A 14,706-nucleotide genomic window follows, 5' to 3' on the forward strand; every position below is an offset into this window, starting at 1 on the left:
GGGGACCGATATGGCTGAGTTCATGACGACCTACGGTCTGCCGTTCCTGTGGATGGCATTCCAGAGCATCCTGCTGATGGTCGTGCTCCTGGTGATTGTTGCATACGTTCTTTACGCGGACCGCAAGATCTGGGCGGCCGTTCAGATCCGGCGCGGACCGAATGTGGTCGGGCCCTGGGGCCTTTTGCAGAGTTTTGCCGACCTTCTGAAATTCGTTCTGAAGGAGCCCGTCATTCCGGCGGGATCGAACAAGATCCTGTTCCTGCTGGCGCCGCTGGTGTCGGTTCTGCTGGCACTGGCCGCCTGGGCGGTCATTCCGGTCGCCGACGGCTGGGTGATCGCCAACATCAATGTGGGTGTCCTGTTCGTTTTCGCCGTGTCCTCGCTTGAGGTCTACGGGGTGATCATCGGTGGCTGGGCCTCGAACTCCAAGTATCCCTTCCTGTCGGCGCTGCGTTCGGCGGCGCAGATGGTGTCCTATGAGGTATCCATCGGCTTCGTGATCGTCACGGTGCTTCTGTGCGCGGGCACGCTGAACCTGTCCGGCATCGTGCTTTCCCAGGAAACGGGTCTTGCCAATCTGCTCGGCGTGCCGTGGCTGTCCTTCCTGAACTGGTACTGGCTGCCGCTGTTCCCGATGTTCGTGGTGTTCTTCATCTCGGCGCTGGCGGAAACCAACCGTCCGCCGTTCGATCTGGCGGAAGCCGAATCGGAACTGGTTGCCGGCTTCATGGTCGAATACGGTTCTACGCCGTACATGATGTTCATGCTGGGCGAGTATGTCGCCATCTGCCTGATGTGCGCGCTCATGAGCATCTTCTTCATGGGCGGCTGGCTGCCGCCGTTCGATTTCGCACCCTTCACCTGGGTTCCGGGCATCGTCTGGTTCCTGCTGAAATGTTTCCTCGGCTTCTTCATGTTCGCCATGGTGAAGGCGATGGTTCCGCGTTACCGCTATGACCAGCTCATGCGCCTCGGCTGGAAGGTGTTCCTGCCACTGTCGCTCGGCATGGTCGTGATCGTCGCCGCCGTGCTGATGATCATGGGCTGGGCACCGGGCTCGGTGTGAGCATTTCGCTGGCAGGTGCGATTGCCGCCGCCGTCGGCCTTTATGTGGGCTGGCTCGACTGGAAGATCCTCAAGGGGCTCCTTCAGGCGGCGGAAGCGAAAAACAGACAGGCCGGAGGCGACGGTGGCGTCCCGGCAAGGTACAAGACGCTTCTGGGCGTCGTGATTTTTGTAGTTCCGGTGATCGGCTTTCCGGTGATCGGGTATTGGGCCGCCAGCGCGCTGGTCGGTTGAGGAAAGAGAGGCAAAAAAGCGATGGGACTTAATCAAGCCGTCAAATCGCTGTTTCTGCAGGAGTTTGTGTCGGCATTCATTCTGGCGATGCGTTACTTCTTCAAGCCGAAGCCGACAATCAACTATCCCTTCGAAAAGGGACCGGTGAGCCCGCGTTTTCGCGGCGAACACGCCTTGCGCCGTTATCCGAACGGCGAGGAGCGCTGCATCGCCTGCAAACTCTGCGAGGCGATCTGTCCTGCGCAGGCGATCACCATCGAGGCCGGTCCGCGGCGCAACGACGGCACCCGCCGGACGACGCGTTACGACATCGACATGGTCAAATGCATCTATTGCGGTTTCTGCCAGGAAGCCTGTCCGGTGGATGCGATCGTCGAGGGACCGAATTTCGAATTCGCGACGGAAACCCGCGAGGAGCTTTATTACGACAAGGAAAAGCTGCTCGCGAACGGGGACCGATGGGAACGTGAAATCGCCCGAAACATTGAAATGGACGCTCCTTATCGCTAGGAGCTAACCGGACACTTCGAATTCCGCCCGGCAATCCGGCCGGGCACCGCACTTCCGGCCGAAAGGCCACACGACAGGCAGGTCTTAGAAATGATCCTGAAAGCCCTCTTTTTCTACCTGTTTGCCGGCGTCACGGTGGCGTCAGCCTTCATGGTGATCGCATCCCGCAACCCGGTGTCCTCGGTTCTGTTTCTGATTCTCGCCTTCGTGAACTCCGCAGGCCTGTTCATTCTGCTGGGGGCGGAATATCTCGCGTTGCTGCTGGTCGTTGTCTATGTGGGCGCGGTCGCGGTTCTGTTCCTGTTCGTGGTGATGATGCTGGACGTGGATTTCGTCGAACTTCGGCAGGGGTTCCTTCAGTACATGCCGGTCGGGGCTCTGATCGGTCTTGTCCTTCTCGTCGAGCTGCTGATGGGGCTCGGTGCCTGGGTCATTGCGCCGGGGGTGCTCGGACACGGGGCCGAACCGATGCCTGCGCTGACCGAAACAAGCAACATCCAGGCGCTCGGGTCGGTGCTCTATACGAAATACATCTACTTCTTCCAGGTCGCGGGCCTGGTGCTGCTGGTGGCGATGATCGGGGCGATTGTCCTGACACTGCGCCACAAGCCGAATGTCAAACGTCAAAGCATTCCGGAACAGGTTGCGCGCACTCGCGAAACCGCCGTCGAGGTCCGGAAGGTGGAGACGGGAAAAGGTATCTGACGCGAACTCATTGCGTTTTCGGGGCGTCCTGCGGTCGAGCGATCACCGACGAGATGTTCCGGCACTTTAGAATCGGTCAGTTTTCTGCTTTTCCGGGGCAACTCGTGAAAGCAGGTTGATCTGGGAAAGCCCGGACACCGGCACGCTCCTCCGTGCGGTCTCCGGTTGGGGTTAAACGAGGGGAGCACGGCGAGGCGCCCATGGAAATCGGTCTGTCGCACTATCTGTCGGTCGCGGCCATCCTGTTCACGATCGGGATCTTCGGGATCTTCCTGAACAGGAAAAACGTGATTGTCATCCTGATGTCTATCGAACTGCTGCTGCTGTCGGTGAATATCAACTTTGTCGCCTTCTCGTCGTTTCTTGGCGACATGATGGGGCAGATCTTCACCATGCTGGTGCTGACCGTGGCCGCGTCCGAAGCGGCGATCGGCCTGGCGATCCTGGTGGTCTTCCACCGGAACCGCGGTTCCATCGCCGTGGAAGACATCAACGTGATGAAAGGGTAGGAGCTGATGTATTCCGCAATCCTGTTCCTGCCGCTTATCGGCTTTCTGATTGCCGGTCTTTTCGGGCGCTCCCTCGGTGCCAAGGCCTGCGAGTATATTACCAGTTCTCTCCTGATCGTGGCGGCGGTGCTGTCTTGGATCACATTCTGCGGCTTCTGGTTCGGCGGATCGGAGGCGCAGGTCGTCGATCTGTTCCGCTGGATAGATGCCGGTGACCTGAAGGTCTCCTGGTCGATCCGGGTCGATACGCTGACGGCGGTCATGCTGGTCGTGGTCACCACGGTGTCGGCGGTGGTCCATGTCTATTCCATCGGCTACATGCACCATGATCCGCACCGGCAGCGTTTCTTCGCCTATCTGTCATTCTTTACCTTCGCCATGCTGTCGCTGGTCACCGCGGACAATCTGCTGCAGATGTTCTTCGGCTGGGAAGGCGTCGGTCTGGCCTCCTATCTGCTGATCGGCTTCTGGTACCAGAAGCCCGCGGCGAATGCCGCGGCCATGAAGGCCTTCGTCGTCAACCGTGTCGGCGACTTCGGCTTTGCGCTCGGCATCTTCGGTGTCTTCTATCTGTTCCAGAGCATCGATTTCACCACCATCTTTAACGATGCGCCATCCTTCATCGAGGAACACGGCGAGGTGATGACCTTCCTGGGCTACCATCTCGATCCGCATGCGGCGATGACCGTCGTCTGCCTGCTGCTGTTCATGGGTGCGATGGGCAAGTCGGCGCAGTTCCTGCTGCACACCTGGCTGCCGGACGCGATGGAGGGCCCGACACCGGTCTCTGCCCTGATCCACGCAGCGACGATGGTGACCGCGGGCGTCTTCATGGTAGCGCGTCTGTCGCCGCTCATGGAGCTGTCGCACACCGCTCTGACCGTGATCGTGTTCTTCGGAGCAACGACGGCGTTTTTCGCCGCGACCGTCGGCCTGGTGCAGAACGACATCAAGCGGGTGATCGCCTATTCGACCTGTTCCCAGCTCGGCTACATGTTCGTCGCGCTCGGGGTTGGAGCCTATTCGATCGGTATCTTCCACCTGTTCACGCACGCCTTCTTCAAGGCGCTCCTCTTCCTGTGCGCCGGCTCGGTGATCCACGCGGTCTCCGACGAGCAGGACATGCGCAAGATGGGCGGCCTCAGGAAGCACATTCCGCTTACCTACTGGACGATGATGATCGGTACCCTGGCGCTGACCGGGGTCGGCATTCCGTTCACCCATCTGGGCTTTGCCGGGTTCATCTCGAAGGATGCCATCATCGAGGCCGCCTTTGCCGGGTCCACCGGCGAACACGCCAACCCGATGGCGCTCTACGGCTTCTGGCTGACCGTAATCGCGGCGGCGCTGACAGCCTTCTATTCCTGGCGTCTGACCTTCATGACCTTCCACGGCAAGCCGCGGGCACCGGTCGATGTGATGAAGCATGTTCACGAGTCACCGCTGGTCATGACCATACCGCTGATCATCCTGTCGGTCGGCGCGGCTCTTGCCGGGATGGTCTTCTACGGGATCTTCTACGGAGAGGGGTACGAGGCATTCTGGAAGGGGGCGCTGTTCACCAGCGAAACCAACCACATTCTCCATGCCATGCACGATGTGCCGGCGTGGGTGAAGGTCTCTCCCTTCGTCATGATGGTTCTCGGCTTCCTGGTTGCCTACCAGTTCTACATCCGCTCGCCGGAAATGCCGAAGCAGCTGGCGGAGCGCCATTCCGGCCTCTATCAGTTCCTGCTCAACAAGTGGTATTTCGACGAGCTCTATGACTTCATCTTTGTCCGGCCCGCCATGTGGCTCGGCCGCACGCTGTGGAAGAAGGGCGACGGTACCGTCATCGACGGCTTCGGCCCGAACGGTGTCGCGGCCCGTGTCCAGAACATCACGACCTGGGTCGTGAAACTGCAGACCGGATATCTCTACCACTATGCTTTTGCGATGCTGATCGGTGTGGCTGCGCTCATCACCTGGTCGATGTTCACCGGTGCGGGCACCGGCGGGGGTGCACACTAATGATTGACTGGCCAATTCTGTCACTCACGACCTTTCTGCCGCTGCTTGGCGTGGTCTTCATCCTGCTGGTTCCCAGCGAGGACGAGGGGAGCCGGAGAAACATCCGCATGGTCGCCCTGGTGACCACGGGCGTGACCTTCGTCCTGTCCCTGTTCATCTGGGGCAGCTTCGACTACACCAATCCGGGCTTCCAGTTCGTCGAGCAACGTGACTGGCTCGGCAGCAACATCAGCTACCGGATGGGCGTGGACGGCATTTCGGTGCTGTTCGTGATCCTGACCACCTTCCTGATGCCGTTCTGTATCCTGGCCTCCTGGGAAAGCGTCCAGAAACGCGTCAAGGAATACATGATCGCCTTCCTCGTGCTGGAAACGATGATGATCGGCGTGTTCTGCGCGCTCGATCTCGTGGTTTTCTACATGTTCTTCGAGGCCGGCCTGATTCCCATGTTCCTGATCATCGGCATCTGGGGCGGCGCGCGGCGTGTCTATGCGTCCTACAAGTTCTTCCTCTACACGCTGCTCGGATCGGTGCTCATGCTGATCGCGATCATGGCGATGTACTGGAACGCCGGGACGACCGACATCGAGCAGCTTCTGGCGCACGGGTTCCCGGAAGGGATGCAGACCTGGCTCTGGCTGGCCTTCTTCGCAAGCTTCGCGGTGAAGATGCCCATGTGGCCGGTGCATACCTGGCTGCCGGATGCACACGTGGAGGCGCCGACTGCCGGTTCCGTCATTCTGGCGGGGGTTCTGCTGAAACTCGGCGGTTACGGCTTCCTGCGCTTTTCCCTGCCGATGTTCCCGATCGCCTCCGACATGTTCGCGCCGTTGATCTACACGCTCTCGGTGGTGGCGATCATCTATACCTCGCTGGTGGCGCTCGCCCAGGAAGACATCAAGAAGCTCATCGCCTATTCCTCCGTGGCCCATATGGGGTACGTGACCATGGGTATCTTCTCGATGACGCATCAGGGCGTGCAGGGCGGTATCTTCCAGATGCTGTCGCACGGGATCGTTGCCAGTGCGCTGTTCCTGTGTGTCGGTGTAATCTACGACCGGATGCACACGCGCGAAATCGCCGCCTATGGCGGTCTGGTGAACCGGATGCCGAAATATGCGGTGGTGTTCCTGATCTTCACCATGGCCAATGTGGGCCTGCCGGGCACGTCGGGTTTCGTCGGCGAGATCCTGACGCTGATGGGGGTCTTTCAGGTCAATACCTGGGTGGCGTTCTTCGCGGCAACCGGCGTGATCCTGTCGGCGGTCTATGCGCTCTATCTCTATCGCAGAGTGGTTTTCGGCGCGATCGAGAAGGAAAGCCTGAAGTCGATCCTCGACCTGTCTCTGAGGGAAAAGGTCATCCTGATCCCGATGGTCGTGCTGACCATCTTCTTCGGCTTCTATCCGATGGCGATCCTGGATGTGACCCAGGGCGCGGTGGACAATCTCATCAATCAGTATACAGCGGCACTTGATGCGGCCGGTGTCGCACAGCACGCGGCATCCGCCGCCGTGTCTCACTAAGGTTTCGAGGACGAGACAGAGCTATGTCGGATATGACCCAATTGCCAGATCTCATGCCGGTCCTGCCGGAGATCATCCTGGCCCTCGGAGCCATGGCGTTGCTGATGGTAGGCGCCTTCGGCGGCAAAGGCGTCAGTTACGCGGTGTTCGGCGGTGCGATGGGCCTGCTGGGCGGAACGTTTCTGGTGCTGCTGCTGGTCCCCACCTTTGCCGAGACCTTCGGCGGGTCCTTCGTTCTGGATGATTTCGCCTATCTGCTGAAGCTGCTGGTGCTGGCGGGGTCCTTTTTTGCGATCGCCATGTCCTGGGCCTATGCCAAGAGCCAGTCCTTCGATCATTTCGAATATCCGATCCTGATCGTGCTGGCGACGCTCGGCATGATGCTCATGCTGTCGGCCAACGACATGATCGCGCTTTATCTCGGCCTGGAGCTGCAGAGTCTCGCGCTTTATGTGGTGGCGGCGATCAATCGCGACAGCGTCAGGTCCACCGAAGCGGGCCTGAAGTATTTCGTGCTCGGATCGCTGTCCTCGGGGATGCTGCTTTACGGAATGTCGCTGGTCTACGGCTTTACCGGTCAGATCGGCTTTGCCGAAATCGCCGAATCGCTGGTCCATCAGGGGGATTCAATCGGGCTGGTGATTGGCCTGACCTTCATCCTGGCCGGCCTTGTCTTCAAGATCTCCGCGGTTCCCTTCCACATGTGGACACCGGATGTCTATGAAGGCGCTCCGACGCCGGTCACCGCTTTCCTGGCGGCGGCTCCGAAAGTGGCGGCCATGGGCATGCTTGTGCGGATCGTCATCGAGGCGTTCCATCCGGTGACGAGCGACTGGCAGCAGATCGTGGTCTTCGTGTCCATCGCCTCCATGGCGCTTGGCGCCTTTGCCGCCATCGGGCAGCGCAATCTGAAACGGCTGATGGCCTATTCCTCCATCGGGCACATGGGATATGCGCTTGTCGGCCTCGCCGCCGGCACCCAGACCGGCGTGGAAGGGGTTATCTTCTACATGATGGCCTATCTCGGCATGACCCTCGGCGTGTTTGCCGTCATCCTGTCCATGCGCCGCAAGGACGGCATGGTCGAGGAAATCGACGATCTTGCCGGCCTGTCGCAGACCAACCTGCCGATGGCGATCCTGCTTGCGCTGCTCATGTTCTCCCTGGCCGGGATTCCGCCGCTGATCGGCTTCTTCGGCAAATGGTACGTCTTTGTGGCGGCGGTTCAGGCCGGTCTTTATCCGCTGGCGATCATCGGCATCCTGATGTCCGTGGTCGGGGCCTATTACTACCTGCGCGTCGTCAAGGTGATGTTCTTCGACGAACCGGTGGAAGCCTTCGAGAAAATGCCGATGGAACTGCGGGTGGTGCTTGGCCTGTCCAGCATATTCGTCGTCTTTTTCTGGCTGGCGCCCGGGCATGTGGTCAACGCGGCAAGCGCGGCGGCGCAGTCCCTGTTCTGACCGCCGGCATGAACGCCCAGGACCAGGAATGTCCGGCGCCCGGTGCGCCGGATTTTCGCTATGAAGAGCACCGCTCCACCGGCTCGACCAATTCGCTCTGTTTTGAACGGGCGCGGGCCGGACACCCGGGCAAGCTCTGGATCCGTGCGCTCGAACAGTCGGAGGGCCGTGGCCGGCGCGGCCGGGACTGGGCGTCGCCTGTGGGCAACCTCTTTGCGAGTCTGTTGCTGATCGACCCGGAACCGGTCGCCAGAATCGGCGAATTGCCCCTCGCGGCGGCGGTTGCTCTGGCGGAAGCCGTTGACAAAGCCGCCGGGACACTGCAACTGGTATCGTTGAAATGGCCAAATGATCTCCTGGTCGAGGGAGCCAAGCTTTCGGGGATACTCCTTGAGGCCGAAACCCTGGCCGATGGCCGGCGGGCCGTGGTCATCGGGTTTGGTGTGAATTGTGTCTCCCACCCGCCCCTTACGCTTTATCAGGCAACCGATCTGAGAAGTCTTGGATTTCAGGTATCCGCGGAAAGGCTGTTCGAATGTCTCGCGGCGTGTCTGGCACAGCAGCTCGCCTGCTGGCGAAAGCCTGACGGATTCGAATCTATCCGCACCGCCTGGTTGAAACGGGCGACACATCTGGGCAGGGAGATTACGGTCAGAACCGCCCAGGAAGAAATTACCGGCATTTTTGCCGATATGGATGCGCGCGGCTATCTCGTGTTGAAACAGGAGGATGGCGGCCAGCGCACCGTTTATGCAGGCGACGTGTTTTTGTCCGAGGCTTAACCGCCGGCCTGTACACAGCTTTAAAGGAGCAATTCATGGCTTCGGCCAACAAGAACGAAAACGATATCGTATTTCTGCCGCTAGGTGGGGTCGGTGAAATCGGGATGAACCTGGGCCTTTACGGCTACGGTCCGGCGGATGACAGGTCGTGGCTGATCGTCGATTGCGGCGTCAGCTTTGCCGGGCCGGAACTGCCCGGCATCGATGTTGTCGTGCCGGACATCAAGTTTCTGGAAGACGAAGTCGACAACATCGTCGGCATGGTCATCACCCACGCCCATGAAGATCACTATGGCGCCATCCTGCATCTCTGGCCCTTCCTGAAGGTACCGGTCTATGCGACGGCCTTCACGGCCGGTCTGCTTGCCGCCAAGGTTGAGAACGAACCGGGCGCCGAAGAGGTGCCGGTGACGGTGGTCAAACAGGGAGACAGGGTGAAGATCGGGCCGTTCGACGTCGAATTCGTCGCCATGGCCCACTCGATTCCCGAGCCCTGTGCGCTGGCAATCCGTACGCCTGCGGGCATGGTCCTGCACACCGGCGACTGGAAAATCGACAGAACTCCGGGTGTCGGCCGGCCGATCGATCTGGAGCGGCTGGCCGAACTCGGCCGCGAAGGGGTTATGGCACTTGTGTGCGACAGCACCAATGCGGTGCGCGACGGTGTCAGCCCCAGCGAAGCGGACGTGGGTGTGGAACTCAAGAAGGTGATGGCGAGTGCGAAGAAGCGCATCGCGATCACGACCTTTGCCTCCAATGTGGCGCGTATCCGGGCGATTGCGGAAGCGGCCGCCGCCAATGACCGCGACGTGGTCGTGGTGGGTCGTTCGATGCATCGGGTGATCGAGGTCGCCGGCGAACTGGGCTATCTGGAGGGGCTGCCGGCGTTTCACGACGAGGAAGCCTTCGGCTACCTGCCGCGCGAAAAGGCGGTTCTCCTTTGCACGGGTTCGCAGGGGGAAAGCCGCGCTGCACTGGCAAGGATCGCTTCTGGGGATCACCGCAATGTTGCGCTCTCCAAGGGGGACATGGTGATCTTTTCCTCCCGGACCATTCCGGGCAATGAAAAGGCCGTCGCGGAGGTTCTCAACAATCTGGCGGAAATCGGGGTCGATATCGTCACCGACAAGGATTCGCTGGTTCATGTGTCCGGCCACCCGCGCCGGGGGGAACTGGAGCAGCTCTACAAGCTGCTGAAGCCGAAGGTCCTGCTTCCCGTTCACGGCGAGCCGCTGCATCTTGCCGCCCAGGCGGCATTTGCCCGCGAGCAGGGTATTCCGGAGGTCGTGCGCGGCAAGAACGGCGATATCGTCCGTCTGACCGCCGGCAAGGCCGCGGTGATCGACCAGGCGCCGTTCGGCATCATGGTCAAGGACGGTGACATTCTCGACGACCCGGAAGTCACCGGTGTCAATGAGCGGCGCAAGCTGTCATTCGCAGGGGCTGCCGTTGTTGCCCTGGTCATCAACCGGGCCGGGGAGCTGCTCAGCGATCCCGACGTCACGCTGCTCGGTCTGCCGGATACGGATGACGAGGGCGAGCCGATGGAAAATATCGTCGTCAAGGCCGTGGCTGGTGCGATGAAGAGCATTCCCAAGGCCCGGCGCAAGGACAAGGAGCTGATCCGCGAAGCCGCGCGTCGGGCTGCACGTGCCGAGATCCAGAAGGTGTGGGGCAAAAAGACGCTCTGCAAGGTGATGGTCACCCGGCTATAATCCTCAGGACCCTGAGACGGATCTTCTCTTCTGTCGTCGAAAACGGCTGGCGGAGAGAGTATCCGCCAGGAAGTGTTGGAGCGTAACGTCTGCCTTCATCTGAACGCAGGACGTTCGGGCGGCCGGAAGTGGCCGCCGATTGCGGAGGAATGTGCATGATCGGCCGGCTCAATCACGTGGCGATCGCCGTATCGGATATCGATGCGGCGGCAGCGGTTTACAGGGACACGCTCGGAGCCGAGGTGTCCGGCAAGCAGGATCAGCCGGATCATGGCGTCACGACCGTGTTCATCAACCTGCCGAATACCAAGATCGAACTGCTGGAGCCGCTCGGGGAAGGTTCGCCGATCGCCAGGTTTCTGGAGAAGAACCCCTCCGGCGGCATTCATCACGTCTGTTACGAGGTGGACGACATCATCGCGGCACGCGACAAGCTGGTGAAGTCCGGTGCGCGGGTTCTGGGCGATGGCGAACCGAAGATCGGCGCACATGGCAAGCCGGTCCTGTTTCTGCATCCTAAGGACTTTCTGGGCACATTGACCGAGCTGGAAGAGGCGTAAACACATGTCCCTGACATTCGGTCTGGCGATCTACTTCCTGATCTGGTGGATCATCCTGTTCGCCATTCTTCCCTTCGGCATGCACCGCACGCAGGAAGAGGCGGGGGAGGTGGTTCCCGGGTCGGAACCGAGCGCTCCGGACAGACCGCGGTTTCTGAAGGTCATCGTTCTCACGACCATCGTCACCACGCTGCTGTTTGCCGGATATGTGGGCATGCGGGCGTCGGGATTCGGTCTGGACGACATCCCCTTCTTCAATCCGCCGGCCAACAGCTACAGCCATCCGGGCGATTAGGGACTGTCCGGTTCCCGGGGGACCTGCGAAACCGAACTGTCGATTCCCGGGCTGTCGCGCATCCGGACGGCGTTCGACCGGACGCGGGGGATCGGAGAAACCGGTCCGAATTCTTCAAGCTGCTGTTGAGAAAAGAAAAAGGCAGGGTCAAACCCTGCCTTTGTTAAGTTCCGCGTCTAAACTGACCTTATTCCCTTACCGATCAGGTTAATGATCCGGTTGGGCGGCTGCGAACCAGATGGCGCGCCTAAAGATCCTTCCTCCCAAGACTCAGACCGCGATGATCTTCAGCTTTTTGGTACTTCTACCAAGGCATCTTTTTCTTATGAGAAGAAAACCTAGCCGATTGAAACCGACTTGTCACCTATTTGTAGTGTGTAGCCTACTTTTTTTGCTTGCCTATTTCAGGGGCGGAAAATTGGGCGTTCAAACGCGCAAATGCAGGGCTGAACATTAGACGGCAAAACGCGGTTTTCACTGCTTTTTAGAGCCTCTTCACCGGCAATTTCCGCAAAAGAAGGCCGCCATTGCGCAAAGGACTTGTTTTTGGGGGCTGCTTGCGCTTTGACTGCGCACCAAACAGGCGTTGCCAAGATTGAGAGAACATTCATGCGTCTTTCCCGATATTTTCTTCCCATCCTGAAAGAAACACCCAAGGAAGCGGAAATCGTTTCCCACCGGCTGATGCTGCGTGCGGGCATGATTCGCCAGCAGTCGGCGGGAATCTATTCCTGGCTGCCGCTGGGACTGAAGGTGCTTCGCAAGATCGAGCGGATCGTGGAGGAAGAGCAGGCGCGGGCAGGGGCCATCCAGCTGCTGATGCCGACCATCCAGCCGGCGGACCTGTGGCGGGAGAGCGGCCGCTACGATGCCTACGGCAAGGAGATGCTTCGCATCACCGACCGACACGAGCGCGAGATGCTCTATGGACCCACCAACGAGGAGATGATCACCGAGATCTTCCGCAGCTACGTGCGCTCCTACAAGGATCTGCCGCTGAACCTGTATCACATCCAGTGGAAATTCCGCGACGAGGTCCGTCCGCGTTTCGGAATCATGCGCGGCAGGGAGTTCCTGATGAAGGATGCCTATTCCTTCGATCTGGACAAGGAACGGGCCGTCGAATCCTACAATCGCATGTTCGTGGCCTATCTGCGCACCTACAAGCGCATGGGGCTGACGGCCATCCCGATGCGCGCCGAGACCGGACCGATCGGCGGCGATCTGAGTCACGAGTTCATCGTGCTTGCCGAAACGGGCGAGAGCGAGGTCTATTGCCACTCCGACTATCTGAGCAAGGAGACGCCGGGCGAGGATGTCGATTTCACCTCCGACCTGAAGCCCGTTGTCGCTGACTGGACATCGCTTTACGCGGCGACCGAGGACATTGTCGACAAGGCGGAGTTCGAAGCCAGCGTTCCGGAAGACAAGCGGATCGTCGCCCGCGGCATTGAGGTCGGTCAGACCTTCTATTTCGGCACCAAATATTCCGAGCCGATGGGTGCCAGGGTGGCCACGGCCGACGGGTCCGAGGTTGCGGTCCACATGGGGTCCTACGGCGTGGGTGTGTCCCGCCTTCTTGGCGCCTTGATCGAAGCCAATCATGACGAAAATGGAATCATCTGGCCGAAATCCGTCGCGCCCTTCCATGTCGGGCTGGTCAATCTGAAGCCGGGGGACGCACTGACGGACAGCGTGTCGGAGGATCTCTACGGCAAACTGGAATCCGCCGGTATAGAGGTGCTCTACGATGACACCGACACGCGAGCGGGCGCAAAGTTCGCGACCATGGATCTCATCGGCCTGCCGTTTCAGGTCGTTGCCGGTCCGCGCGGGCTGAAGGACGGCCTTCTGGAAGTCAAGGATCGTGCAACTGGGGAAAAGGAAATGCTTTCTCCGGATGCCACCCTCAACAGGCTGACGGCGGCATTGACGGGCTAGTCAAGTCCGGTGATGCTCGGAAACGGGGATTCGGCCGCAAGCCACTGGGGCCGGTGGGGCATTGCTGAAGTGGATGGACAATGACAGCGGTAGAAACGGCGGACGTTGACGAGGGCCGGAATTCGGCAGCGCCCACACGTCCCTTTTCCGCCTACGAGTGGATGATCGCCGGCAGGTATCTGCGTTCAAGGCGACGCGAAACCTTCATTTCCGTCATCGCCGGCTTTTCCTTTGCCGGCATCATGCTGGGCGTCGCGACGCTGATCATCGTCATGGCGGTGATGAACGGTTTCCGCTCCGAACTCCTGGGCAAGATTCTCGGCATCAACGGACATATGCTCGTGCAGCCGATAGATCTGCCGCTGACCGACTACGACGCGGTCGCCGCACGGCTGGAAGGTGTGCCGGAGGTGGTCAGCGCCATTCCCTTCATCGAGGGGCAGGCGCTGGTTTCGGGGCCGGCCGGCAATCTGGGCGCCCTGGTGCGCGGCATCCATGAGGCCGATCTGCGCCGGGTGCCGCTGATCGCAAACAATGTCCGCTCCGGGTCTTTCGACGGCTTCGACGAAGGCGAGGGAATCGCCATCGGCTCGCGCATGGCGCAGCAGCTCGGGGTTTCGGCCGGAGACAACATCACGATCATTTCCCCGCGCGGCAGCGTCACGCCAATGGGGGTGACGCCGAGGCTGAAGGCATATCCGGTTTCGGCGATCTTCGAGATCGGCATGAGCGAATACGACAGCACCTTCGTGTTCATGCCGCTGGAAGAGGCGCAGGCCTATTTCAACATGGATAACAAGGCCACGGGGATCGAGGTCTATGTGCTCGATCCGGACAATGTGGGCATCATGGCCAGGGCGATCGAGGACGCAGCCGAGCGGCCGACCTTCGTCACCGACTGGCGTCAACGAAACGTGACGTTCTTCTCCGCGCTGGAGGTGGAGCGCAACGTGATGTTCATCATCCTGACATTGATCGTGCTTGTCGCCGCACTCAACATCATTTCCGGCCTGATCATGCTTGTGAAGGACAAGGGCAGGGACATTGCCGTCCTGCGCACCATGGGGGCGACCCGGGGCTCCATCATGCGGATCTTCCTGATCACCGGTGCCAGCATCGGCTGTGTCGGCACGTTCGCGGGCTTCGTGCTCGGCCTGGTCGTCTGTCTGAACATCGAAAGCATCCGCCAGTTCGTTTCCTGGATGACCTCGACCGAGCTGTTCGATCCGACGCTCTACTTCCTGTCGAGGCTGCCGGCGGAAATCGACAGCGGCGAGACCCTGACGGTGCTGTTGATGTCCCTGGTGCTGTCGCTGCTGGCAACGCTTTACCCCGCCTGGCGGGCCGCGCGGCTCGATCCTGTTGAAGCCCTGCGGTATGAGTGAGGA

15 protein-coding genes are annotated in these 14,706 nt (G+C 60.2%); 14 read left to right on the plus strand and 1 reads right to left on the minus strand.

Going from position 1 to position 14,706, the window contains the following annotated elements; all coding sequences use genetic code 11:
* Nucleotides 1–10 precede the first annotated feature (10 nt).
* The 12 genes from nuoH to DCO57_RS05145 all read left to right on the plus strand — a co-directional run bounded on the left by nuoH (nt 11) and on the right by DCO57_RS05145 (nt 11,377).
* Nucleotides 11–1,069 carry an NADH-quinone oxidoreductase subunit NuoH gene (nuoH, locus tag DCO57_RS05090; RefSeq protein ID WP_116697792.1) on the plus strand — a complete coding sequence of 353 codons (1,059 nt, stop codon included), beginning with the start codon at nt 11–13 and terminating at the stop codon, nt 1,067–1,069.
* Nucleotides 1,066–1,302 (plus strand): hypothetical protein, encoded by a 237-nt coding sequence (locus DCO57_RS05095; protein ID WP_116697793.1) that lies wholly within the window; start codon nt 1,066–1,068, stop codon nt 1,300–1,302. The genes nuoH and DCO57_RS05095 overlap by 4 nt, the downstream gene beginning before the upstream one ends.
* 21 nt (nt 1,303–1,323) lie before the next feature.
* A complete protein-coding gene (gene nuoI / locus DCO57_RS05100) occupies nt 1,324–1,812 on the plus strand; it encodes an NADH-quinone oxidoreductase subunit NuoI (RefSeq protein WP_116697794.1) in 489 nt (162 codons plus the stop codon).
* A 90-nt stretch (nt 1,813–1,902) separates the two neighbouring features.
* Nucleotides 1,903–2,517 carry an NADH-quinone oxidoreductase subunit J gene (locus tag DCO57_RS05105; protein WP_116697795.1) on the plus strand — a complete coding sequence of 205 codons (615 nt, stop codon included), beginning with the start codon at nt 1,903–1,905 and terminating at the stop codon, nt 2,515–2,517.
* Between the two features lie 200 nt (nt 2,518–2,717).
* Nucleotides 2,718–3,026, plus strand: a complete 309-nt coding sequence (gene nuoK, locus DCO57_RS05110) for an NADH-quinone oxidoreductase subunit NuoK (RefSeq protein WP_116697796.1) — start codon at nt 2,718–2,720, stop codon at nt 3,024–3,026.
* A 6-nt stretch (nt 3,027–3,032) separates the two neighbouring features.
* Nucleotides 3,033–5,036: an NADH-quinone oxidoreductase subunit L gene (gene nuoL, locus DCO57_RS05115; protein ID WP_116697797.1), complete on the plus strand. Its 2,004-nt coding sequence runs from the start codon at nt 3,033–3,035 to the stop codon at nt 5,034–5,036.
* Nucleotides 5,036–6,562, plus strand: coding sequence for an NADH-quinone oxidoreductase subunit M (locus DCO57_RS05120; protein ID WP_116697798.1), 1,527 nt, complete (start codon nt 5,036–5,038; stop codon nt 6,560–6,562). The genes nuoL and DCO57_RS05120 overlap by 1 nt, the downstream gene beginning before the upstream one ends.
* Nucleotides 6,563–6,594: 32 nt before the next feature.
* A complete protein-coding gene (gene nuoN / locus DCO57_RS05125; RefSeq protein ID WP_208977806.1) occupies nt 6,595–8,025 on the plus strand; it encodes an NADH-quinone oxidoreductase subunit NuoN in 1,431 nt (476 codons plus the stop codon).
* Between the two features lie 8 nt (nt 8,026–8,033).
* Nucleotides 8,034–8,807, plus strand: coding sequence for a biotin--[acetyl-CoA-carboxylase] ligase (locus tag DCO57_RS05130; protein WP_116697800.1), 774 nt, complete (start codon nt 8,034–8,036; stop codon nt 8,805–8,807).
* A 35-nt stretch (nt 8,808–8,842) separates the two neighbouring features.
* Nucleotides 8,843–10,522: a ribonuclease J gene (locus DCO57_RS05135; protein ID WP_116697801.1), complete on the plus strand. Its 1,680-nt coding sequence runs from the start codon at nt 8,843–8,845 to the stop codon at nt 10,520–10,522.
* A gap of 155 nt (nt 10,523–10,677) precedes the next feature.
* Nucleotides 10,678–11,082 carry a methylmalonyl-CoA epimerase gene (mce, locus tag DCO57_RS05140; RefSeq protein ID WP_116697802.1) on the plus strand — a complete coding sequence of 135 codons (405 nt, stop codon included), beginning with the start codon at nt 10,678–10,680 and terminating at the stop codon, nt 11,080–11,082.
* Between the two features lie 4 nt (nt 11,083–11,086).
* Entirely contained in the window at nt 11,087–11,377 is a 291-nt protein-coding gene (locus DCO57_RS05145; protein ID WP_116697803.1) for a DUF1467 family protein, read from the plus strand.
* A gap of 404 nt (nt 11,378–11,781) precedes the next feature.
* Here the strand turns inward: DCO57_RS05145 and DCO57_RS23255 are convergent, their stop codons facing one another.
* Nucleotides 11,782–11,988, minus strand: coding sequence for a hypothetical protein (locus DCO57_RS23255; RefSeq protein ID WP_133192631.1), 207 nt, complete (start codon nt 11,986–11,988; stop codon nt 11,782–11,784).
* Here DCO57_RS23255 and proS point away from each other — a divergent pair.
* Nucleotides 11,987–13,318 (plus strand): proline--tRNA ligase, encoded by a 1,332-nt coding sequence (gene proS / locus DCO57_RS05150; protein ID WP_116697804.1) that lies wholly within the window; start codon nt 11,987–11,989, stop codon nt 13,316–13,318. The two genes, DCO57_RS23255 and proS, sit on opposite strands and share 2 nt — an antisense overlap.
* Nucleotides 13,319–13,398: 80 nt before the next feature.
* A complete protein-coding gene (locus tag DCO57_RS05155; protein WP_116697805.1) occupies nt 13,399–14,703 on the plus strand; it encodes a lipoprotein-releasing ABC transporter permease subunit in 1,305 nt (434 codons plus the stop codon).
* Nucleotides 14,704–14,706 lie beyond the last annotated feature (3 nt).

The sequence above is a fragment of the Labrenzia sp. 011 genome, from assembly GCF_003075075.1.
Taxonomy (GTDB): domain Bacteria; phylum Pseudomonadota; class Alphaproteobacteria; order Rhizobiales; family Stappiaceae; genus Roseibium.

Bases quoted from the DNA above. Each gene is read 5' to 3' on its own strand.
- nuoH (WP_116697792.1), top strand. From the start codon at position 11: ATGGCTGAGTTCATGACGACCTACGGTCTGCCGTTCCTGTGGATGGCA.
- nuoI (WP_116697794.1), top strand. From the start codon at position 1,324: ATGGGACTTAATCAAGCCGTCAAATCGCTGTTTCTGCAGGAGTTTGTG.
- DCO57_RS05105 (WP_116697795.1), top strand. From the start codon at position 1,903: ATGATCCTGAAAGCCCTCTTTTTCTACCTGTTTGCCGGCGTCACGGTG.
- nuoK (WP_116697796.1), top strand. From the start codon at position 2,718: ATGGAAATCGGTCTGTCGCACTATCTGTCGGTCGCGGCCATCCTGTTC.
- nuoL (WP_116697797.1), top strand. From the start codon at position 3,033: ATGTATTCCGCAATCCTGTTCCTGCCGCTTATCGGCTTTCTGATTGCC.
- DCO57_RS05120 (WP_116697798.1), top strand. From the start codon at position 5,036: ATGATTGACTGGCCAATTCTGTCACTCACGACCTTTCTGCCGCTGCTT.
- nuoN (WP_208977806.1), top strand. From the start codon at position 6,595: ATGACCCAATTGCCAGATCTCATGCCGGTCCTGCCGGAGATCATCCTG.
- DCO57_RS05130 (WP_116697800.1), top strand. From the start codon at position 8,034: ATGAACGCCCAGGACCAGGAATGTCCGGCGCCCGGTGCGCCGGATTTT.
- DCO57_RS05135 (WP_116697801.1), top strand. From the start codon at position 8,843: ATGGCTTCGGCCAACAAGAACGAAAACGATATCGTATTTCTGCCGCTA.
- mce (WP_116697802.1), top strand. From the start codon at position 10,678: ATGATCGGCCGGCTCAATCACGTGGCGATCGCCGTATCGGATATCGAT.
- DCO57_RS05145 (WP_116697803.1), top strand. From the start codon at position 11,087: ATGTCCCTGACATTCGGTCTGGCGATCTACTTCCTGATCTGGTGGATC.
- proS (WP_116697804.1), top strand. From the start codon at position 11,987: ATGCGTCTTTCCCGATATTTTCTTCCCATCCTGAAAGAAACACCCAAG.
- DCO57_RS23255 (WP_133192631.1), bottom strand. From the start codon at position 11,988: ATGAATGTTCTCTCAATCTTGGCAACGCCTGTTTGGTGCGCAGTCAAA.
- DCO57_RS05155 (WP_116697805.1), top strand. From the start codon at position 13,399: ATGACAGCGGTAGAAACGGCGGACGTTGACGAGGGCCGGAATTCGGCA.